Origin of the sequence: Aeromicrobium sp. 9AM, assembly GCF_902506105.1 — a bacterium.
Taxonomy (GTDB): domain Bacteria; phylum Actinomycetota; class Actinomycetes; order Propionibacteriales; family Nocardioidaceae; genus Aeromicrobium.
On the sequence record NZ_LR733304.1, the window covers coordinates 705,947 to 726,179 of the forward strand.

General features: G+C 68.3%; 20 protein-coding genes, 1 tRNA gene and 1 pseudogene. 14 read left to right on the forward strand and 8 right to left on the reverse strand.

Annotation, left to right across the window (positions count from 1 at the left end; genetic code table 11):
* Positions 1-77 precede the first annotated feature (77 nt).
* The 3 genes from eno to BOSE46_RS09590 are packed head-to-tail and all read left to right on the forward strand — an operon-like array spanning position 78 to position 2,427.
* Positions 78-1,355 carry a phosphopyruvate hydratase gene (eno, locus tag BOSE46_RS09580; RefSeq protein ID WP_159540025.1) on the forward strand — a complete coding sequence of 426 codons (1,278 nt, stop codon included), beginning with the start codon at positions 78-80 and terminating at the stop codon, positions 1,353-1,355.
* 5 nt (positions 1,356-1,360) lie between these two features.
* Positions 1,361-1,921, forward strand: coding sequence for a septum formation initiator family protein (locus BOSE46_RS09585; RefSeq protein WP_159540026.1), 561 nt, complete (start codon positions 1,361-1,363; stop codon positions 1,919-1,921).
* Complete coding sequence (locus BOSE46_RS09590; protein WP_159540027.1) at positions 1,918-2,427, forward strand: DUF501 domain-containing protein; 510 nt, start codon at positions 1,918-1,920, stop codon at positions 2,425-2,427. Before BOSE46_RS09585 ends, BOSE46_RS09590 begins: the two co-directional genes overlap by 4 nt.
* Before the next feature lie 60 nt (positions 2,428-2,487).
* Here the strand turns inward: BOSE46_RS09590 and BOSE46_RS09595 are convergent, their stop codons facing one another.
* Entirely contained in the window at positions 2,488-3,171 is a 684-nt protein-coding gene (locus tag BOSE46_RS09595; protein WP_159540028.1) for a response regulator, read from the reverse strand.
* Positions 3,168-4,739 (reverse strand): sensor histidine kinase, encoded by a 1,572-nt coding sequence (locus BOSE46_RS09600; protein ID WP_159540029.1) that lies wholly within the window; start codon positions 4,737-4,739, stop codon positions 3,168-3,170. The genes BOSE46_RS09595 and BOSE46_RS09600 overlap by 4 nt, the downstream gene beginning before the upstream one ends.
* 139 nt (positions 4,740-4,878) lie before the next feature.
* On the opposite strand from BOSE46_RS09600, the gene BOSE46_RS09605 reads away from it, so the two are divergent.
* A complete protein-coding gene (locus BOSE46_RS09605) occupies positions 4,879-6,267 on the forward strand; it encodes a cation:dicarboxylate symporter family transporter (RefSeq protein WP_159540030.1) in 1,389 nt (462 codons plus the stop codon).
* An 80-nt stretch (positions 6,268-6,347) separates the two neighbouring features.
* A complete protein-coding gene (locus BOSE46_RS09610) occupies positions 6,348-7,274 on the forward strand; it encodes a Ppx/GppA phosphatase family protein (protein ID WP_159540031.1) in 927 nt (308 codons plus the stop codon).
* Positions 7,275-7,356: 82 nt separating this feature from the next.
* Here BOSE46_RS09610 and BOSE46_RS09615 read toward each other — a convergent pair whose 3' ends face one another.
* Entirely contained in the window at positions 7,357-8,364 is a 1,008-nt protein-coding gene (locus BOSE46_RS09615; protein WP_159540032.1) for a LacI family DNA-binding transcriptional regulator, read from the reverse strand.
* 143 nt (positions 8,365-8,507) lie between these two features.
* Here BOSE46_RS09615 and BOSE46_RS09620 point away from each other — a divergent pair, with 143 nt between their 5' ends.
* The 5 genes from BOSE46_RS09620 to BOSE46_RS09640 are packed head-to-tail and all read left to right on the forward strand — an operon-like array spanning position 8,508 to position 14,528.
* A complete protein-coding gene (locus tag BOSE46_RS09620) occupies positions 8,508-8,975 on the forward strand; it encodes an L-rhamnose mutarotase (RefSeq protein WP_236551692.1) in 468 nt (155 codons plus the stop codon).
* The gene (rhaI, locus tag BOSE46_RS09625; protein WP_159540033.1) at positions 8,972-10,135 is read left to right on the forward strand and encodes an L-rhamnose isomerase; all 1,164 of its coding nucleotides are present in this window, start codon (positions 8,972-8,974) and stop codon (positions 10,133-10,135) included. Before BOSE46_RS09620 ends, rhaI begins: the two co-directional genes overlap by 4 nt.
* Positions 10,135-12,186, forward strand: a complete 2,052-nt coding sequence (locus BOSE46_RS09630) for a bifunctional aldolase/short-chain dehydrogenase (RefSeq protein WP_159540034.1) — start codon at positions 10,135-10,137, stop codon at positions 12,184-12,186. The genes rhaI and BOSE46_RS09630 overlap by 1 nt, the downstream gene beginning before the upstream one ends.
* Positions 12,187-12,190: 4 nt before the next feature.
* Positions 12,191-13,615, forward strand: coding sequence for a rhamnulokinase family protein (locus BOSE46_RS09635; protein ID WP_159540035.1), 1,425 nt, complete (start codon positions 12,191-12,193; stop codon positions 13,613-13,615).
* Positions 13,616-13,622: 7 nt separating this feature from the next.
* Complete coding sequence (locus BOSE46_RS09640; protein WP_159540036.1) at positions 13,623-14,528, forward strand: NAD(P)-dependent oxidoreductase; 906 nt, start codon at positions 13,623-13,625, stop codon at positions 14,526-14,528.
* Between the two features lie 14 nt (positions 14,529-14,542).
* Here the strand turns inward: BOSE46_RS09640 and BOSE46_RS09645 are convergent, their stop codons facing one another.
* Positions 14,543-15,235, reverse strand: a complete 693-nt coding sequence (locus tag BOSE46_RS09645) for a FadR/GntR family transcriptional regulator (RefSeq protein ID WP_236551694.1) — start codon at positions 15,233-15,235, stop codon at positions 14,543-14,545.
* 87 nt (positions 15,236-15,322) lie between these two features.
* On the opposite strand from BOSE46_RS09645, the gene BOSE46_RS09650 reads away from it, so the two are divergent.
* Positions 15,323-16,573, forward strand: a complete 1,251-nt coding sequence (locus BOSE46_RS09650) for an alpha-hydroxy acid oxidase (RefSeq protein WP_159540037.1) — start codon at positions 15,323-15,325, stop codon at positions 16,571-16,573.
* Position 16,574: 1 nt separating this feature from the next.
* Here BOSE46_RS09650 and BOSE46_RS09655 read toward each other — a convergent pair whose 3' ends face one another.
* Positions 16,575-16,913 (reverse strand): hypothetical protein, encoded by a 339-nt coding sequence (locus BOSE46_RS09655; protein ID WP_159540038.1) that lies wholly within the window; start codon positions 16,911-16,913, stop codon positions 16,575-16,577.
* A gap of 140 nt (positions 16,914-17,053) precedes the next feature.
* Between BOSE46_RS09655 and BOSE46_RS09660 the strand changes: the two genes are divergently transcribed.
* A tRNA-Leu gene (locus BOSE46_RS09660) sits at positions 17,054-17,127 on the forward strand.
* Between the two features lie 105 nt (positions 17,128-17,232).
* Here BOSE46_RS09660 and BOSE46_RS09665 read toward each other — a convergent pair.
* From BOSE46_RS09665 to BOSE46_RS09670, 3 genes and pseudogenes are all read right to left on the reverse strand, one after another.
* On the reverse strand, positions 17,233-17,952 hold the full coding sequence (locus BOSE46_RS09665; RefSeq protein WP_236551696.1) for a site-specific integrase: 720 nt from the start codon (positions 17,950-17,952) through the stop codon (positions 17,233-17,235).
* Positions 17,953-18,165: 213 nt separating this feature from the next.
* Positions 18,166-18,303 (reverse strand): annotated as a pseudogene (locus BOSE46_RS21695) (Arm DNA-binding domain-containing protein); the annotation flags it as partial.
* Between the two features lie 118 nt (positions 18,304-18,421).
* Positions 18,422-18,616, reverse strand: coding sequence for an AlpA family transcriptional regulator (locus BOSE46_RS09670; protein WP_056403338.1), 195 nt, complete (start codon positions 18,614-18,616; stop codon positions 18,422-18,424).
* Between the two features lie 339 nt (positions 18,617-18,955).
* Here BOSE46_RS09670 and BOSE46_RS09675 point away from each other — a divergent pair, with 339 nt between their 5' ends.
* Both BOSE46_RS09675 and BOSE46_RS09680 read left to right on the forward strand, forming a co-directional pair.
* Positions 18,956-19,225, forward strand: coding sequence for a hypothetical protein (locus tag BOSE46_RS09675; RefSeq protein ID WP_159540040.1), 270 nt, complete (start codon positions 18,956-18,958; stop codon positions 19,223-19,225).
* On the forward strand, positions 19,225-20,202 hold the full coding sequence (locus BOSE46_RS09680) for a hypothetical protein (protein ID WP_159540041.1): 978 nt from the start codon (positions 19,225-19,227) through the stop codon (positions 20,200-20,202). Before BOSE46_RS09675 ends, BOSE46_RS09680 begins: the two co-directional genes overlap by 1 nt.
* Positions 20,203-20,233: the final 31 nt, after the last annotated feature.

The following is a 20,233-nucleotide window of genomic DNA, read 5'->3' on the forward strand; positions in this document are numbered from 1 at the left end:
TGGCGAGGCGATGCGGGACATTGCGGCGGCAGGACTAGGCTTGTGGCCGCACGTTCATCCGCTAACGAGGAGCAGTCTTGGCACGCATCGACGCCGTCGGCGCACGGGAAATTCTGGATTCACGGGGCAACCCGACCGTTGAGGTCGAGGTCGCCCTCGACGACGGCACGATCGGCCGCGCGGCGGTGCCTTCTGGCGCCTCCACCGGTGCGTTCGAGGCTGTCGAGCTGCGTGACGGAGGTGACCGTTACGTCGGCAAGGGCGTGCTCAACGCCGTCGCCGGAGTCAACGACAAGATCGGCCCCGCCCTCGTCGGCTTCGACGCTGACGACCAGCGCGCGCTCGACCAGGCGATGATCGACCTGGACGGCACCGACAACAAGGCCAAGCTCGGCGCCAACGCGATCCTCGGCGTCTCGCTCGCCGCCGCCAAGGCCGCCGCGGACTCCGCCCGCCTGCCGCTGTTCCGCTACGTCGGCGGACCCAACGCCCACGTCCTGCCGGTCCCGATGCTCAACATCGTCAACGGTGGCTCGCACGCCGACAGCAACGTCGACATCCAGGAGTTCATGATCGCGCCGATCGGTGCGCCGACGTTCTCCGAGGCCCTGCGCATGGGCGCCGAGGTCTACCACTCGCTCAAGTCGGTCCTCAACAAGCAGGGACTGTCGACGGGTCTGGGCGACGAGGGTGGCTTCGCGCCCAACCTCGACTCCAACCGCGCCGCGCTCGAGCTCATCTCGACCGCCGTCGAAGGAGCTGGCCTCAAGGTCGGCACCGACATCGCGTTCGCGCTCGACGTCGCCGCCTCGGAGTTCTTCGCCGACGGCACGTACGCCTTCGAGGGCCAGCAGAAGACTGCCGAGGAGATGTCGGCCTACTACGCCGAGCTCGTCGCGGCGTTCCCGATCGTGTCGATCGAGGATCCACTCGACGAGGACGACTGGGCCGGCTGGACCACGCTGACCGAGAACCTCGGCGACGACGTGCAGATCGTCGGCGACGACCTCTTCGTCACCAACGTTGAGCGGTTGACGCGGGGCATCTCCGAGGGCGCGGCCAACGCGCTGCTCGTCAAGGTCAACCAGATCGGGTCTCTCACCGAGACGCTCGACTCGGTCGACCTGGCGCACCGTCACGGCTTCGCCTGCATGATGAGCCACCGCTCGGGCGAGACCGAGGACACGACGATCGCCGACCTCGCGGTCGCGACCAACTGCGGACAGATCAAGACCGGCGCGCCGGCCCGTTCTGACCGCGTGGCCAAGTACAACCAGCTGCTGCGCATCGAGGAGGCCCTCGGGTCCTCCGCGACCTACGCCGGCGCCTCCGCCTTCCCGCGGCTGGCGCTCTAGGTCTCATGGCGTCGCGTCCCCCACGTGGCCCCGGCCGGAGGCCGCCCGAACGCGGGCGGCGTCCGGCCGAGCGTGGGGCGCGCGGCGCGGCGCGCAACCGTACGCCCAAGAAGGCCGCGGTCAGCGCGGGCACGGGTCCTCAGCTCACGACCCGGGCGATCGTGCTGCTGTCGGTCGTCCTGCTGCTCATCGCGTCCTACACGTCGACGCTCCACGCGTGGTGGGAGCAGCGGGCCGACATCCAGGCGACCAAGGCCGAGATCGTGATGCGCAAGCAGGAGATCGCGGGCCTCAACGACCAGAAGGACCGCTGGAACGACCCGGCGTACGTCAAGCAGCAGGCCAAGGAACGGTTCGGCTGGGTGCTCCCCGGCGAGGTCGGCTACCGGGTCATCGGCGCCGACGGCACCGTCAAGGGTGACGTGCCGACGCTCGACGCGCCGCCGACGGCCACCAGCAAGACCGAGTGGTACGACAAGGTGTGGGGCAGCGTCAAGGAGGCCGGCAAGACGCCCAAGACCACCGCGCCCACGACCGATCCGGACAAGGTGCTGAAGAAGAAGTGAATGTGAGCCAAGCCGACCTGGACGCCGTGGCCGAGCAGCTCGGCCGTACGCCCAGGGGCATCCTCGAGGTCGTGTCCCGGTGCCCCTCGGGCCACCCCAACGTCGTCAAGACCGAGCCGCGCCTCGACGACGGCACGCCGTTCCCGACGATGTTCTATCTGACGTGTGACCGGCTCGCCGGCGAGATCGGGACGCTCGAGGCCTCAGGCCTGATGAAGGAGATGAGCGACCGCCTCACGGAGGACGAGGACCTGGCGGCGCACTACCGCGCGGCGCACGAGGCGTACCTCGCTGAGCGTGAGGCCATCGGTCACGTGCCCGAGATCGACGGGATCACGGCCGGCGGCATGCCGACTCGGGTCAAGTGCCTGCACGTCCTGATCGGCCACTCGCTGGCCAAGGGCCCCGGCGTGAACCCGCTCGGTGACGAGGCGCTCGAGCTCCTGGGCGAGTGGTGGACCGGCAATGCCTGCGGTCCGGGCCCGGTCACGCCACCACATCCGTAGAAAGCAAAGATACGGACGCGGTGGCGTGAGTGCCTGTTTGGTGACCTCGCTGGCGCTCGGTCACGACCTGACGGCGCGGTACTCCACGTGTGGCCGGCCCGTGCCGCCATAGCGGGTGGCGCGTGTGGACTGCCCGAGGTCGGCCAGGTGCTCGAGGTAGCGTCTCGCCGTCACTCGTGACGAGCCGATCACGTCGGCGACCTCGCCGGCCGTGAGTCCGCTGTCGGCCTCGGCGAGTGTCGTGCGTACGGCCTCGAGGGTCTCCGCGCTGAGTCCCTTGGGCAGCCGTTCGTCCTCCGGTGCCGGCCGCATCGCGCCGAACACCGCATCGACGCCGCGCTGGTCGATCGACTCGTCGCCAGCCTCGAGCGTGCGCCGGAACGTGGCGTACTGGCGCAGCTTGGCCTCGAACATCGCGAACGTGAACGGCTTGAGCAGATAGGCGACGACGCCCTGCGACACCGACTGGCGTACGACGTCCACGTCGCGGGCGGAGGTCACCGCGATGACGTCGTACGGGCGGCCGGTCGCGCGGAGCTGCCGCAACAGGTCGAGGCCGTGTCCGTCGGGCAGGTGCATGTCCAGCAGCACCAGGTCGACCGGGTGGCTGCCCAGCACCCGGGCGGCCTCCTGGAACGACTCGGCGACCGCGACGACCTCGAACTCGTGCATCCGCTCGACGTACGTCTTGTGGGCCTGGGCCGCGATGGCCTCGTCCTCGACGATCAGCACCCGAATCGTCATGAGCCGATCCTGACGTCGAATGCCGCGCCGCCGAGCGGGCTCTCGCCGATCGTGGCCTCGCCACCGTGACGGCGTACGAGCTGGCCGACCAGTGCCAGGCCGATCCCGCGCCCGGTGCCCTCGTCGGCCTTGGTGGACCAGCCGCGGACGAACACCGTCTCGCGGTCCTGGGGCTCGATGCCCGGCCCGCTGTCCTCGACGCGTACGCGCAGGAGGCGGGTCGTGGAGGAGATGGTCACCGAGACCTGCCGCTCGTCGGAGGACTGGGCCGCGTCGATCGCGTTGTCGATCAGGTTGCCCAGGATCGTCACCGCCTCGTGTGCCGTGGTCGCCAGACCCGTGACGTCGGTCGCCGGCTCGATCGTCAGCGTCACGCCGCGCTCCGCGGCCTGGGCGCTCTTGCCCAGCAGCAGGGCCGCGATCACGGGTTCGTCGATCGACTCGACCATGCGGTCGGTGAGTCGCCGCGCGACGTCGAGCTCGCGGGTCGCGAAGTCGATCGCCTCCTGGCTCCGGCCGATCTCGATCAGCGACACCATCGTGTGCATGCGGTTGGACGACTCGTGGTTCTGCGCGCGCAACGCTTCGGCGAGCCCACGCACGGTGTCGAGCTCGGCGGTGACGCTCTGCAGCTCGGTGCGGTCGCGCAACGTCACGACAGAGCCGACGTCGCGGCCGTCCCAGTGCGCCGGGGCCTGGTTGACGACGAGCACGCGGTCGCCGACCACGTGCACGGCGTCCTGCAGCTGTCGGCCCGACGTCAGCTCGGCGACGAGCACCGGCTCGAGGCCCAGGCGATCGATCGTCGAACCGACGAACGACGCGTCCAGGTCGAGCAGGCGTGAGGCCTCGTCGTTCATCAGTGTGAGCCGGCCGGTGGGGTCGAGCAGCAGCAGGCCCTCGCGCACGGCCCGCAGCACCGCGTCGTAGTACTCGTACATCCGGGTGATCTCCTGCTCGCCGAGACCGTGGGTCTGGCGCCGCAGCCGGCGGTTGGCCAGCGCTGCGCCGATCGCGCCCAGCACTCCGATCGCGAGCGCCGCGGCGATGATCCGGGGGAGCACCGCGAACACCTCGTCGTCGACCTTCTTGGTCGTGATGCCGACCGAGACCAGCCCGCGCACCTCGCCGTCTTCCTTGATCGGCACCACCGCGCGTACGGAGGGTCCCAAGGTGCCGCGGAAGTCCTCGGTGAAGTCCTTGCCCTTCAGCGCCGCGTCGATGTGGCCGATGAACTTCTTGCCGATGTTGTCGGGGTTCGGGTGCGAGTAGCGGATGCCCTTGGTGCTCATGACGACCACGAAGTCGGTGCCGGTCGCCTTGCGGACGCGCTCGGCGTACGGCTGCAGGACGACGCTCGGATCAGGGTCGTCCAGGGCGTCCAGCACGGCGGGGGAGGCGGCGACCGCGAGCGAGACGTCGAGGCTCTGGGCGCGGGCATCGGCCCGGCTGTCCTGCCGCGCGTCGAACCAGGCCAGGCCGGTGCCGCCCACGACGACGACCAGCACGACGAGCAGCTGCCACACGAGCATCTGCCGTGCGACGGTACGTCCGCGAGCCCGGGCCATCCCCGCATTCTCCACGATCCCGACCGCGGCGCTGCGCCGGTGCTGTGACGGCGGTCACGAACTTTACGAACACAACGGTGAGCGGGGTCACACGCAGCCGCATCCTGATGACGCAACCCCTCACCGTCCAGGAGGACTCATGTCATCGAACGCGACGCGCCCGGCCCGTAAGGACCGTACGCACTACCTCTACCTCGCCGTCATCGGCGCCGTCATCGCCGGCATCACGGTCGGCCTCGTGGCGCCGGACTTCGCAGTCGAGCTCAAGCCTCTCGGCACCGGGTTCGTCAACCTGATCAAGATGATGATCGCGCCGGTCATCTTCTGCACGCTCGTCCTCGGCGTCGGATCGGTGGCCAAGGCCTCGCAGGTCGGCCGCGTCGGCGGACTCGCCCTCGGCTACTTCGTGACGATGTCGTTCGTCGCACTCAGCATCGGCCTCGTGGTCGGCAACATCCTGCAGCCGGGCGACGGCCTCAAGATCACGCCCGACGTGGCTTCTGCCGGCAAGGGTCAGGTGTCGGCCGATGCGGAGTCGACGACCGACTTCATCCTGCACATCGTCCCGGACACCCTGGCGTCGTCGCTGACCTCCGGCAAGATCCTCCAGACCTTGCTCGTGGCCCTGCTGTTCGGCTTCGCGCTGCAGGCGATGGGCTCGGCCGGCAAGCCCGTCCTGACCGGTATCGGCCACCTCCAGAAGGTCGTGTTCCGCATCCTGGCGATGATCATGTGGGCGGCCCCGATCGGCGCTTTCGGCGCCATGGCCGCCGTCGTCGGTGAGACGGGTGTCGACGCCCTCAAGGCACTGGCAGTGATCATGTTCGGCTTCTACATCACCTGCGCGGTGTTCGTGTTCGTCATCCTCGGTGCGATCCTCCGCGTCGTCACAGGCATCAACATCTTCTCGCTGCTCAAGTACCTCGGCCGTGAGTTCCTGCTGATCTTCTCCACCTCGTCGTCCGAGTCGGCGCTGCCGCGGCTCATCGCCAAGATGGAGCACGCCGGAGTCTCGCAGCAGACCGTGGGCGTCGTGGTGCCGACCGGCTACTCGTTCAACCTCGACGGCACGATGATCTACCTGACGATGGCGTCGCTGTTCATCGCCGATGCCATGGGCAGCCCGCTCGCGATCGGCGAGCAGATCTCGCTGCTGCTCTTCATGATGATCGCGTCGAAGGGCGCAGCAGGCGTGACTGGCGCAGGCATGGCGACCCTCGCCGGCGGCCTCAGCTCGCACCGTCCGGAGCTGCTCGACGGCGTCGGCCTGATCGTCGGCATCGACCGGTTCATGTCGGAGGCCCGTGCGGTCACCAACTTCTCCGGCAACGCGGTGGCGACAGTCCTGGTGGCCTCGTGGACAAACACCCTCGACCGTGCCCAGCTCGACCGTGCGCTGTCCGGCGAGGACCCGTTCGACGAGGCCACGATGATCGACACCGATGAGGACCCCGTGGCGGAGTCTGCGTCCGTCGCGGTGGAGGCGGGCGGTCCGGACGCTGCGTCGCGCGTACCGGCGAAGGTCTGACCGACCTCCTCGAGGGCGGGGCTTCCGGGTGATCCCGGGAGCCCCGTTCTCGTCGTGTGTGGCACCGATACGCTCGTCGCATGCCTGATCAGCGCACGCGCGTGGCCGCGATCGACTGCGGCACCAACTCGATCCGCCTCCTGGTCAGCGACGTGGGCGGCGACCACAAGACCGACCTGGTGCGCGAGATGCGCATCGTCCGCCTCGGGCAGGACGTCGATCGCACGGGTCACCTCGCAGAGGAGGCCATCGCCCGTACGTTGCAGGCCACCCGCGAGTACGCCGAGCTGATCGCGATGTTCGGCGCCGACCAGGTGCGGTTCTGCGCCACGTCCGCGGTGCGCGATGCCGACAACGCCGCCGAGTTCGAGGACGCGATCGAAGGCATCCTCGGCGTACGCCCGGTCGTGCTCGCAGGTCTCGACGAGGCTCGTGCGTCCTTCCTGGGCGCGACGCGTGACCTCGAGCAGGTCCGCACGCTCGTGGTCGACATCGGCGGTGGCTCGACCGAGCTCGTGGTCGGCACGGGCACCGACATCGAGTGGTCCGTCTCGCTCGACATCGGCTCGGTACGCCTGACCGAGCGATTCCTCGCAAGTGATCCGCCGTCCGTCGCGGAGGTGACGGCGTGCATGAGCCATCTCGACGAGGTGCTGTCACCCGTCGTCGCGGGCCTCGAGCCGGTCGGCTCGTTCGTCGGGGTCGCCGGCACGGTCACGACCGTCGCGGCTCATTCACTGGCCCTGCCGTCGTACGACCCGGCCGCGATCCACGGCGCGAAGCTCGCGCTCGACGACGTACGCGGGGCGTGCCTGTCGCTCGTCGGCATGTCGGTCGCGGACCGCCGCGCGCTGCCGTTCATGCACGCCGGTCGCGCTGATGTGATCGGTGCGGGTGCGCTGATCCTCGATCGACTCGTCGACCTCGTGCCGCTCTCGACCGACATCATGGTGGCCAGCGAGCACGACATCCTCGACGGCATCGCCTGGGACATCGTGAGCTCCTGAGACCCCGCTGGGAGTGACGTTTGGGTCGCGAATCGCCGTGGGAGACCGACGCAAACGTCACTCCCAGCGGAGTTGCTGAGGGTCAGGCGGAGGTTGAGCGGCGGACGACGAGCTCGGGCTTGAGGGTCGTGTGCTTGACCGTGGTGCCGGCGGGGTCAGCGATCACGTCGAGCAGTAGCGTCGCTGCGGCGGAGCCGAGCTGCTGCGCCGGTTGCCGCACGGATGACAGCGGGATCGCGGCCGAGGCGGCGAACTCGATGTCGTCGTAGCCGACGATCGCGATGTCGTCGGGCACACGTACGCCGGCCAGTGTCAGCGCCTGCAGCACGCCGAGCGCGACCAGGTCGTTCGCGGCGAACACCGCGTCAGGGCGCTGGGCACGCGGCAGGGCGAGCAGCTGCTCGGCGCCCCACCGGCCGGCCTGGGCGTTCATCGTCTCGGTCTCGACGAACACGATCTCGCCGGACCCGTGCTTGTCGACGGCCGCGCGAGCCGCGGAGAGACGGGTCTTGACCTGCGACAACCCGCCTGGACCGCCGATGAAACCGATGCGGCGGCGGCCGATGTCGAGCAGGTGCTCGGTCGCGATGCGGCCGCCCATCTTGTCGTCGATCGAGACCGACGAGAACTCCTTGGCCCGGCTCATGCGGTCGACCAGGACCACGCTCGTGCCGCGGTCACGGAGACGGCGAAGCCGATCCATGACATCACCGGCTGGCGTGATCAGGACCCCGCTCATGCGCTGCTGCTCGAACAGGTCGAGGTAGGAGACCTCGCGAGTCGGCTCCTGCGCGCTGTTGCCGAGGATCAGGGGACGGCTGTCGGCGATCAGGATGTCCTCGACGCCGCGGGCGACGTCGGTGAAGAACGGGTTGGCGATGTCGAGCACGATCATGCCGATGGCGTGGTTGGTGCCGGCGCGCAGCTGACGGGCCGCGTCGTTGCGGACGTAGCCGAGCTCGTCGATCGCGGCCTCGATGCGGGCCAGTGTCGCGGAAGACACCTTCGCCGGGTGGTTGAGCGCATTCGACACGGTGGCAGGCGAAACTCCTGCGAGAGCGGCGACGTCCCGCACTTGAGCCACGGCCATGTCGAGGAGGCTAACACGATTCAATGTGGTGGGTTGACGAAACTGTGATGGCCGTCATACAGTCTGCAAGGGCATTGATTGAAACGATTTAATCAACTGTTCAGCAAGGTCAACATCGTGAAGTTCAACTTCTGATGTTCCCGGTGTCCGGCCGGCAGCTCCTCCCTGCAGGCCGGGCACCATCCCTTCCCCGAGAGGCCGATGACATGCAACGAGTGTGCTTTCAGCTCCAGGTCCGGCCCGATCGGATGGCGGAGTATCGCGAGCGCCATACGGCGGTGTGGCCCGAGATGCTGCAAGCCCTGGCATCGACGGGGTGGCACAACTACTCGCTGTTCCTGCGCGAGGACGGCCTGCTGATCGGCTACGTCGAGACGCCGTCGATCGACGAGGCGCGGGCGGGGATGGCACGCACGGAGGTCAACGGCCGCTGGCAGGCGGAGATGGCCGAGTTCTTCGTCGACCTCGGCGATCAGCAGCCGGACCAAGGATTTCTCGTCCTGGAGGAAGTCTTCCACCTGGAGGACCAGCTCGCCGGGCACGAGCAGAGCACGACGCAGGCGCACGACACAGAACCCCACTCAACCCCTGAAGAAGAAGACGTGAGATGACGACTTTCAGCGCGATCAGCGCGCAGCTCGAGGGACAGGCGATCGAGGTCCCGTCCTGGGCGTACGGCAACTCCGGCACCCGGTTCAAGGTGTTCGGCAGCCCCGGCACGCCTCGTACGGTCGAGGAGAAGATCGCCGACGCCGCCAAGGTGCATGAGTTCACCGGTCTGGCGCCGCTCGTGTCGCTGCACATCCCGTGGGACCAGGTCGACGACTTCGCCGCGCTGCGCCGCTACGCCGAGGACCTCGGCACCGGCCTCGGCACGATCAACTCCAACACGTTCCAGGACGACGACTACAAGCTCGGTGCCCTCACTCACGCCGATCCGCGGATCCGCCAGAAGGCGATCGACCACCACTTCGCGTGCATCGATGTGATGGACCAGACCGGTTCGCGGGATCTCAAGGTCTGGCTCGCCGAGGGCACCAACTACCCGGGCCAGGGTGACATCCGCGGCCGGCAGGACCGCCTGGCGGAGTCGCTCGCCACGATCTACGACCGGATCGGCGACGACCAGCGCCTCGTCCTGGAGTACAAGTTCTTCGAGCCGGCGTTCTACCACACCGACGTCCCGGACTGGGGCACGTCGTACGTGCAGGTCAACGCGCTGGGCGACAAGGCGTACGTCTGTCTCGACACCGGCCACCACGCGCCCGGCACCAACATCGAGTTCATCGTGGCGCAGCTCCTGCGCCTCGGGAAGCTCGGCTCGTTCGACTTCAACAGCCGGTTCTACGCCGACGACGACCTCATCGTGGGGGCCGCCGATCCGTACCAGCTGTTCCGCATCCTCTACGAGGTGATCCGCGGTGGCGGCTACGGCCCGGACAGCGGCGTCGCGTTCATGCTCGACCAGTGCCACAACATCGAGAAGAAGATCCCCGGACAGATCCGCTCGGTGCTCAACGTGCAGGAGATGACGGCCCGGGCGCTGCTCGTCGACGCCGGTGCCCTCGACAAGGCGCAGCGGGATGGCGACGTGCTGCTCGCCAACGAGATCTTCATGGACGCGTTCTACACCGACGTCCGCGCGGATCTCGCCGCCTGGCGCGAGGAGCGAGGCCTGCCGGCCAACCCGCTCAAGGCGTACCTCGCCAGCGGCTACCAGGAACAGATCGAGGCCGACCGCGTCGGCGGCACCCAAGCAGGATGGAACTGATGACACTCAACACATCTACAGGGGCAGCAGCAGCGGACCTCATCGCCCGGTCCAACCGGCTTGGTGCGGACCCGCGCAACACCAACTACGCCGGCGGCAACACCTCCGCCAAGGGCACCGAGACCGATCCCGTCACCGGCGAGGACGTCGAGCTGCTCTGGGTCAAGGGCTCCGGAGGCGACCTCGGCACGCTGACCGAGAGCGGCCTGGCCGTGCTGCGGCTCGACCGCATGCGCGCGCTGGTCGACGTCTATCCCGGCCTCGACCGTGAGGACGAGATGGTCGCCGCGTTCGACTACTGCCTGCACGGCAAGGGCGGTGCTGCGCCGTCGATCGACACAGCGATGCACGGCCTCGTCGACGCCGCGCACGTCGACCACCTGCACCCTGACTCCGGCATCGCCATCGCGACGTCTGCCGACGGCGAGTCGCTGACCGAGACGGTCTTCGGCGGCAAGGTCGTATGGGTCCCGTGGCGCCGTCCCGGCTTCCAGCTCGGACTCGACATCGCCGAGATCAAGGCCAAGCACCCCGAGGCGATCGGCTGCATCCTCGGCGGTCACGGCATCACCGCCTGGGGCGACACCAGCGACGAGGCCGAGCAGAACTCGCTCTGGATCATCGAGACCGCCGCGGCGTACATCGACGAGCACTCGCGGCCCGAGCCGTTCGGCCCGGCGCTCGACGGCTACGCCGCACTGCCCGAGGCCGAGCGCCGCGCCAAGGCGGCCGCCCTCGTGCCGACGATCCGCTCGATCGCCTCGGCCGACAAGCCCATGGTCGGGCACTTCACCGACAGCGACGTCGTGCTGGACTTCCTCGCCTCGAGCGAGCACCCGCGCCTCGCCGCGCTGGGCACGAGCTGCCCAGACCACTTCCTGCGTACGAAGGTCAAGCCGCTCGTGCTCGACCTGCCAGCGTCGGCGAGCGTCGAGGAGTCGATCGCGCGGCTGCGCGAGCTCCACGCGGCCTACCGCGAGGAATACCAGGCGTACTACGACCGCAACGCCGTCGCCGACTCGCCCGCGATCCGCGGCGCCGATCCGCTGATCGTGCTGGTGCCCGGCGTCGGCATGTTCAGCTTCGGCAAGGACAAGCAGACCGCCCGCGTCGCCGGCGAGTTCTACGTCAACGCGATCAACGTCATGCGTGGCGCCGAGGGACTGTCGACGTACGCACCGATCGACGAGGCGGAGAAGTTCCGCATCGAGTACTGGGCGCTCGAGGAGGCCAAGCTCCAGCGCATGCCGGCGCCCAAGCCGCTGGCCATGCGCATCGCGCTCGTGACCGGTGCCGCGTCCGGCATCGGCAAGGCCATCGCGCACAAGCTCGCCGCGCAGGGCGCCGTCGTGGCGATCGCCGACCTCGACCTCGCCAAGGCGCAGGCTGCTGCTGCGGAGATCGGCGGCACGGATGTCGCCGTCGGCGTACAGGCCGACGTCAGCGACGAGGACGCCGTCAAGGCCGCGGTCGACGCGACGTTGCTGGCCTTCGGTGGGCTCGACCTGGTCGTCAACAACGCCGGGCTGTCGCTCTCGAAGTCGCTGCTCGACACCACGGTCGCCGACTGGGACCTGCAGCACAACGTCATGGCCAAGGGCTCGTTCCTGGTGTCGCGCACCGCGGCGAAGGCGCTCATCGAGCAGGGCCTCGGCGGCGACATCGTCTACATCTCGTCCAAGAACTCGGTGTTCGCCGGGCCCAACAACATCGCGTACTCCGCGACCAAGGCCGACCAGGCCCACCAGGTGCGGCTGCTGGCTGCCGAGCTCGGCGAGCACGGCGTACGCGTCAACGGCATCAACCCCGACGGCGTCGTGCAGGGCTCGGGCATCTTCTCCAGCGGCTGGGGCGCCAACCGCGCCGCAGTCTACGGGGTCGAGGAGAAGGACCTCGGCGCCTTCTATGCGCAGCGCACGCTGCTGAAGCGTGAGGTCCTGCCTGACCATGTCGCCAACGCGGTCTACGCGCTGGTCGGACCCGACCTGACGCAGACGACCGGCCTCCACATCCCCGTGGACGCCGGTGTCGCGGCGGCGTTCCTGCGCTGACGTCATGACTCTGCCCTCACAGCGGCACAGCGTTGCCGCGATCGACCTTGGGGCCTCCAGCGGCCGCGTCATGGTCGGCGAGGTCGGAGCCGATCACCTCGAGCTGCGCGCTGTCGCGCGATTCGCCAATGAGCCCGTACGCACGTCGGACGGGCTGCACTGGGACCCCCTCGAGCTCTACCGCCACGCTCTCAGCGGCCTGTGGACTGCCGCGAGCTCCTCACCCGACGGGCTCGAGAGCGTGGCGGTGGACTCGTGGGCGGTCGACTACGCCCTCATGCGGGCGGACCGCATGCTGGGCGTGCCGTTCCACTACCGGGACGAGCGCACGGCCGCGGGCGTGGAGCGCATCCACGCCCGCGTGCCGTTCGCGGAGCTGTATGCCCGCAACGGCCTGCAGTTCCTGCCGTTCAACACGATCTACCAGCTCGCTGCCGACGCCCTCGCCGACGAGGCCGAACGGATGCTGCTGATCCCCGACCTGATCGGCTGCTGGCTGACCGGCGAGATGGTCACCGAGCGCACCAACGCGTCCACGACCGGGCTGCTGGACGTACGCACGGGGGAGTGGGACACCGATCTGATGTCGCAGGTGGGCCTGCGCTCGTCTCTCTTCACGGATCTCGTCGACCCCGGGACGAGGATCGGCACGGTCACCGACGAGGTCGGCAAGCAGGTCGGTGTACCCGGTCTCACGGTCACCGCGGTGGGCTCGCACGACACGGCATCGGCCGTCGTCGGGGTGCCGATGGAGGGCGACGACGCGGCCTACATCTCGTGCGGCACGTGGGGGCTGGTCGGGCTCGAGCTCGACGCGCCGGTGCTGACCGACGAGGCGCGCAACGCCAACTTCACCAACGAGGGCGGCGTCGACGGGCGTACGCGCTTCCTCACCAACGTCATGGGCACGTGGCTGATCAGCGAGACCCTTCGCGAGTGGGAGCGCGCCGGCTTCAACGTGTCGCTGCCGGACATCCTGGCCGCCGCTGGAGGCGTCACGACCGACGTGACGGTGTTCGACGTGCAGGACCCGCGGTTCCTCCCGCCCGGCGACATGCCCGGCCGCATCGCCGACCTGTGCGACGAGCAAGGGGTGCGGCCACCGTCCACCAAGGCCGAGCTGATGCGCAGCATCGTCGAGAGCCTCGCGTACGCCTTCGCGTCCGCACTCGAGACCGCAGAACGCCTCGCCGACCGGCCCATCCGGATCGTGCACGTCGTCGGCGGCGGCTCGCTCAACCGGCTCCTGTGCCAAGCGATCGCCGACCGCAGCGACCGGCCCGTCCTCGCCGGACCGGTCGAGGCCACCGCACTCGGCAACGTCCTCATCCAGGGACGTACGCTCGGCGCGGTCTCGGGCTCGCTCGAGGACTTGCGCGGTCTCATCGCCCGCACCCACGACCTCGCGCGCTACGAACCCAGAGCATGATCTAGACATGACTCTTCGTGTGACGGTTCCCGACGAGGGCTGGCTCGACCGGCTGGCCGATCTCGGCGACAGCGTCAATCTCGTCGTCTGGGACTTCTCGACTCCGCAGCCCGAGGGACGTATCGACCTCGCCGTGCGGCCGTACACCCCGACCACCGACGGGCTCGACCGTCTCGACCCGTCCGGGCTCGAGGTCCTGCAGCTCCAGACCCTCGGGTTCGACGGCGTGCCGGACGTGCTGCCGGCCGGCATCACCGTGTGCAATGCCGTGGGCGTCCACGAGGGATCAACGGCAGAGCTGGCCGTGGCCCTGCTGCTGGCCTCGCAGCGGGAGATCGATGCCTTCGCCCGCGAGCGCGGCGAGTGGAACCGGCGCTTCACGGCGAGCCTGCTCGACCGGCGCATCATGCTGCTGGGCTACGGCGGCATCGGCACCGAGGTCGAGAAGCGCCTCGAGGGGTTCGACGCCGACCTCGTACGCGTTGCGGGTCACCGGCGCGAGGACGAGCGTGGCGTCGTGCACGGCAACGACGAGCTCACTGAGCTGCTGCCGACCGTCGACGCCGTCGTCGTGGCGGTCCCGCTCTCGGACGCGACGGTCGGGCTGATCGACGACGACTTCCTGGCTGCGCTGCCTGATGGCGCGATCGTCGTCAACGTCTCCCGTGGCAAGGTCGCCGACACCGACGCGGTGGTCCGCCAGGGCGGCCGCATCCGGTACGCCACGGATGTCACGGATCCCGAACCGCTGCCGAGCGACCACCCGCTGTGGAGCGTGCCCGGCGTGCTGATCTCACCGCATGTCGGCGGCATGTCGAGCGCCATGCAGCCCCGCATCGACGCCGTGGTGCGCCGTCAGATCACGAACCTGCTCGAGGGCCGCGGACCTGATTCCGTCGTCATCTCGGCATAGCACCGGGATCGCGACTAGCTGATCAAACCGGCATCGCGAGCGAAGGCCAGGATGTGCTCCTCGGCGAGCCGCGCTGCGCGCTCGCCGTCGCCCTCGCTGAGACCCGCCACGATCGCGTGGTGCTCGGCCCGCAGCCGCGTGGCGATCGCCTGCCAGTCCTCGAGGCGGGGGGCGGCGTCCAGCACGTAGCTCTCGATGGACGAGCGCAGGGAGGACATGATGGCGTTGACCAGTGGATTGCCCGCGAGGCGGACGAGCTCGAGGTGGAACTGGGTGTCCAGGTGGTGGAACTCGACGGGATCGTCGGCCTGCTCCATGGCGTCGAGCAGCTCCCGCGCCGGCTGCAGGAGGTCCGCCGGCAGGCGGGGCAACCCGCGGTAGGCCCACGACTCGAGCATCACGCGCGCGTCGATGACGTCGCCGACAGACAGCGAGTCGACGGCCACGTGCAGCCGAAGGGAGGCGCTCAGGGCGACCTCCGGATCGGCGACGACCTGCGCCCCGGCCGAGGGTCCCGATCCAGGGGCACTACGGATGATGCCGAGTGTCGACAGGACGCGGATCGCCTCACGTACGGACGTCCGGCTGACGCCCAGCCGGTCCGCGAGGGCGCGCTCGCCCTCGAGACGGTCGCCGAGCTTGAGCCGCTTCGAGCGGATCATCGACTCGATCTCCTCGATGACGGTCTCGTACGCCTGTGCGCTCACCGGGCTCCTTGGTTGCCGTGTGGTTGGACCACAGGTATCGTGTGGTCCAACCACAGCCTAGCGGAATGCAGCCCTGAAAGGTTCACCATGGCATCGCCCCTGGTCAAGCAGCACCGTCGGTTCCCGCGTCCGCGCGACTTCCTGCCCCTGCTGAAGTTCAAGAAGCCCGTGCTCAACCCGACGCGGCGGCGGCTCGAGCGCGCGCTGACGGTGTGGGACCTGAGGTCGATCGCGAAGCGGCGCACGCCCAAGGCGGCGTTCGACTACACCGACGGCGCCGCGGATGCCGAGCTGTCGCTGGCGCGGGCGCGTCAGGCGTTCGAGGACATCACGTTCCACCCGGCGATCCTGCGAGACGTCTCGGTCGTCGACACCTCGGTGGAGGTGCTGGGCGTACGTTCGGCGCTGCCGTTCGGCATCGCGCCGACCGGGTTCACCCGGATGATGCAGTCCGAGGGTGAGATCGCGGGTGTCACAGCCGCGGAGGCGGCCGGCATCCCGTACTCGCTATCGACGATGGGCACGACCGCGATCGAGGACGTGGCGGCAGCCGCGCCGAACGGGCGCAACTGGTTCCAGCTCTACATGTGGAAGGACCGCGAGCGGTCGATGGCGTTGGTCGATCGCGCGGCCAAGGCCGGGTTCGACACGCTGCTGGTCACGGTCGACGTGCCGGTCGCCGGTGCCCGGCTGCGGGACACCCGCAACGGCATGACGATCCCGCCGACCCTGTCGCCCCGCACGGTGCTCAACGCGATCCCGCGGCCGGCGTGGTGGCTCAACTTCCTCACCACCGAGCCGCTGGCGTTCGCCTCGCTCGACAAGTGGTCCGGCACCGTCGCGGAGCTGCTGGACACGATGTTCGACCCGACCGTCACGTTCGACGACCTGGCCTGGATCAAGGACCAGTGGCACGGCAAGGTCGTCGTCAAGGGCGTGCAGAACGTCGATGACGCGGTCGAGCTCGCCGATCTCGGTGTCGATGCGGTGCTGCTGTCCAACCACGGTGGCCGCCAGCTCGACCGGGCGCCCGTCCCGTTCCACCTGCTGCCGCAGGTCAAGGCCGCGGTCGGTGACTCGGTCGAGATCCACCTCGACACCGGCATCATGTCCGGCCAGGACATCGTCGCTGCCCTTGCTCTTGGCGCCGACTTCACGCTGATCGGCCGGGCCTACCTCTACGGGTTGATGGCCGGCGGACGCCGAGGCGTCGACCGTACGATCGAGATCCTGACGAAGGACATCGAGCGTACGATGCGGCTCCTCGGTGTCACCAGCGTCGCCGAGCTGGAGCCGGGCCACGTGACCCAGCTCCAGCGCCTGTCCCCGCTGGGCTGAGTCACGCCAGCGGGTTCTTCGCCGGGCGCGGCTCCGGTCGGTCGGCGGGCGGTTCGATGCCGAGTTGCTCGCGGGTGTTGAGCATCCACGACAGGAACGCGGTCACGATCACGCCGGGGACCGCCGTCCACAGCCACCAGGGCGAGTCGATCGACTGGGTGACGGCGCAGATCATTGCCCACACGATCAGCTGGATGCCTGTCGTCAGCGCCGTGAGCGCGGCGGCGGCCCAGCGCGCGAATCGGAGCCAGTCGGTCGGCGCCCCGGCCGGGCGGGGGGTCATCTGGTTGGGCCAGAACAGGTGGCCGAGGGCCTTGGTCAGTGGGTTGATCTCGTTCATGAGGTGCTCCTGGGTGCGTGGGCTGAAAGCGGGAAGTGATGTCTTCGACGCTAGTGATCCCGGAGCCACGCAACGATGGGCTCAACCTGCCTCTTGCCGGTGGGCCTGGACCCACCTCGTACGCCGATAGGCTGGCGCAGGCTCCCGTAGCCCAACTGGCAGAGGCAGATGGCTTAAACCCGTCACAGTGTGGGTTCGACCCCCACCGGGAGCACGTGGAGCGGTGTCGCATTGTTGCTGCGATTGCAGTGTTTGTGCGGGACTTGAGGAGCGGCTCAGACCCCGTGTGAGCACATTTTGAGCACATAATGCCGGCGCTTCATGAGATGTAGGGCGCTGCGGCGGCATGCAGCGCGATGGCTACGGCGTCGAGATCCTCATCGAACAGGTCGGCGTAGGTGTCGAGTGTCATCGCCGCTGAAGCGTGTCCGAGCATTCGCTGGACCGCCTTCACGTTCGCGCCAGCCGAGATCGCGAGGGACGCCGCGGTGTGTCTCAGGTCGTGCGGTGTCAGCCGGGGGACACCCGACCGCGCCACGGCGCCGGCGAACCATCCGCGCGTGTTGTTGTGCATGAAGTTTCCGTCTGGGGCGGGGAAGACCAGCGCCGTGGGCGCCTTGTCCTTGCACGCCTCGCGCAGGCTTGCTTCGAGCAGCTCGGGAAATGGCACGGTGCGCCGCTCGTGGCTCTTGGGTGTGCCGACGATGAACTTGTGCCCGACCTCGACAGCGTTCTGCTCGACGCTGAGGCGACGTCGTGCGAGGTCGATGTCCTTCGTCCTGAGGGCAGCCATCTCGCCCCACCGGAGACCGCAGTAGGCCATCACCAGAACGACCGGGGCGTACTGGCCGGCCTCGCGAGCAAGTGCCTGGACCTGCGGGTGCGTCAGGTACGACCGGGGCTTCTTGACCTTCCGCGGCGTCTTGACGCCGGTTGCCGGGCTGGCAAACAGACGACGGTCTCGCACCGCCTCGTCGAGCATCCCCGTGAGTACCGCCAATGCCCGTTGCACGGTCGTGGCACCGCGAGTCTCGCTCATCGTCGAGACCCAGTCCTGTACCTCCGTGTGTGTGATGTCGCTGAGGCGATGCCCGGCCCAGGTCGGCTCGACATGAACACGCCACGCGATTTCGAGCGGGCGGTACGAAGACGGCTTGAGATGGGTCTGACGGGACAGCCACGCCGGCCCGAGCTCGCCGACACTCACCCGCGCGGAGCGCGGGTCGATGTACTGTCCGCGATCCTTCGCGACCTCGATCTCCGAGGCGAACCGCTCGGCGTCTCGCTTCGTGCGAAATCCTCGCTTCGTTGTCTGTCGCCGGTTCGGCTTCCGATAGCGGACCATGTAGCGCCTACCGCTGGACGTCTCGTACGACTCGATGGTCGCCATAGTTGATCACCGCCTCACCGTTCGGCCTATCGCGGTCAGCGAATTCGGCGCCAGCGCGCGCCACGGAGTTGTGGACAAGCTCGATGGCTCGAGGCAGGTGTGGACGGCCGCCTTCTGCTCATGTTCGAACTCGTCGTTGCCCGTCGAGCCAGGTCCGTACGTCCGACAGCGAGTACCTCACCCGCGTGCCGACCTTCACGTACTCCGGCCCGGTCCCGAGGTAGCGCATCTGCGCCAACTGCCCTGTTGTCACCGAGAGCAACTCGGCGAGATCCTCAGGCGCAACGAGGCGCTCCATCACCTGATCAGTCATTTGCTTCCTCCGTATCCGTTGGCATCACACCCACCTAAGGCCGCTCGGGTGCGCTCGAAGGGCCAGGGAACGTTCAAGAATCGGGGGAACGTTGAGGGGGACGTTCGGGTTGCCGCGGGGGAACGTTGGGGGAACGCGTCCTCTCGCTGGTCGATCCGGTGACGAGTGCCGACTCGCGCCTGAGCGACGACCAGATCGTCGGACCCGGCGATAAGGTTGGACGTACGCGCGGAACCGTCACCGACGAGCAGAAAGGGTCCCAGTCAGTTGAGCCTCGATGATCAGCTGACTCCGGGGTCTGTGTGGTTCGTGTCCTCGTATCTGTTGTCCGGTGGTGACGTGAAGGATGATCGTCCGGTCGTCATCGTGCAGAGTCCGCGGTCGGGCATCACCATCGTCATCGTGTGGGCTCGTACCACCGACACGACGATGAAGGGCATCCTGACGCCTGCGGGGGTGCTGACCGGTCTGAACAAGGAGGGCGTCTTCGCGCCGCGGCACCAGCACTCCATGGACATCTCGCGTCTGCGCGAACCCGTGTGCCGGTACTTGGGCCATTTGCCCGAGCCTTATCTGTCCGCTGTGTTGAACGAGTGGGAGAGTCGCTGATGAGCGCCTTCGATGAGCTTCAGCAGACCGGGATGGCCGGTGAGCAGACATTCGAGATGCTGCTCGGCGTGACTCGCCAGACAGTCAAGGCCAGGAACTACCCGGCCCCCGACGGCAAGGCGTTCTGGGACCAGGACGACCTAGCCGAGCTCGCGCACGAGATGGTGCTGGCGTGCTCGGACGGACAGTCGTTCGTCGACACGGTCCTGGCCGCATCAACCGATGACGACTCGTTGCGCGCAGTGGTCGCCCACCGGGTAGGCGTTGCTTTCGCTGAGCGCGCACGCGACACGGACACCGGGCACCTAGTCGGGCGCATCCGTAAACTCCTGCGAGCGAACACGACCGACTTCAACGAGGTACGACCCTCGTTCTGGTCCCCGGCCGGTGCCGGCGTGACCACTGAAGCTGACACCTCTCGTGAGGACCTCCTTCGTGCGGCCTTCGCTGTCCCAGGCGTGAAACTGACCAGGTGGAATGCCGAAGCCGAACGCCGGTCCCCGTTCGCGTCCAAGGCCGACCTGGAACGCCTCGTTCTCGCCATCCTTCGCGCGGCCGGTGCTCCCGTGCATGAACGCGAACTCATCAAGGTCTTGGCCGACTACTTCGGACTGCGACCGAACAGCGTGGACATCGACGATGTCACCGACTTCTCCTTCCAGGACGACGGCCAGTCTCCTGCGCAGGAGGTCGAGAACAGTCAGTACGCGGACATGATCTGGGAACAGCTCACCGCTGATGAGCGCACGGTCCTGCCCTGGCTCGATGACTCCGTGACCGACATGGCCGATGGCCTGGGCATCGGGCGCACGCGCGCTCACAACATTCGGGCCAGCGCACGAGTCGTCGTCGCTCGCGCTCTCGGGATTGACGCTGAGGGGAACGCTCAACACGTCACTGTTGGTGACGCGTTTGTCATCGTGCAGATGCTTCAGGAACGCGCAGCCGACGCCGCAAGCGCCGATGGGGAGGCATAATCATGACTGAGGCCACAAGAACGATGTGCCT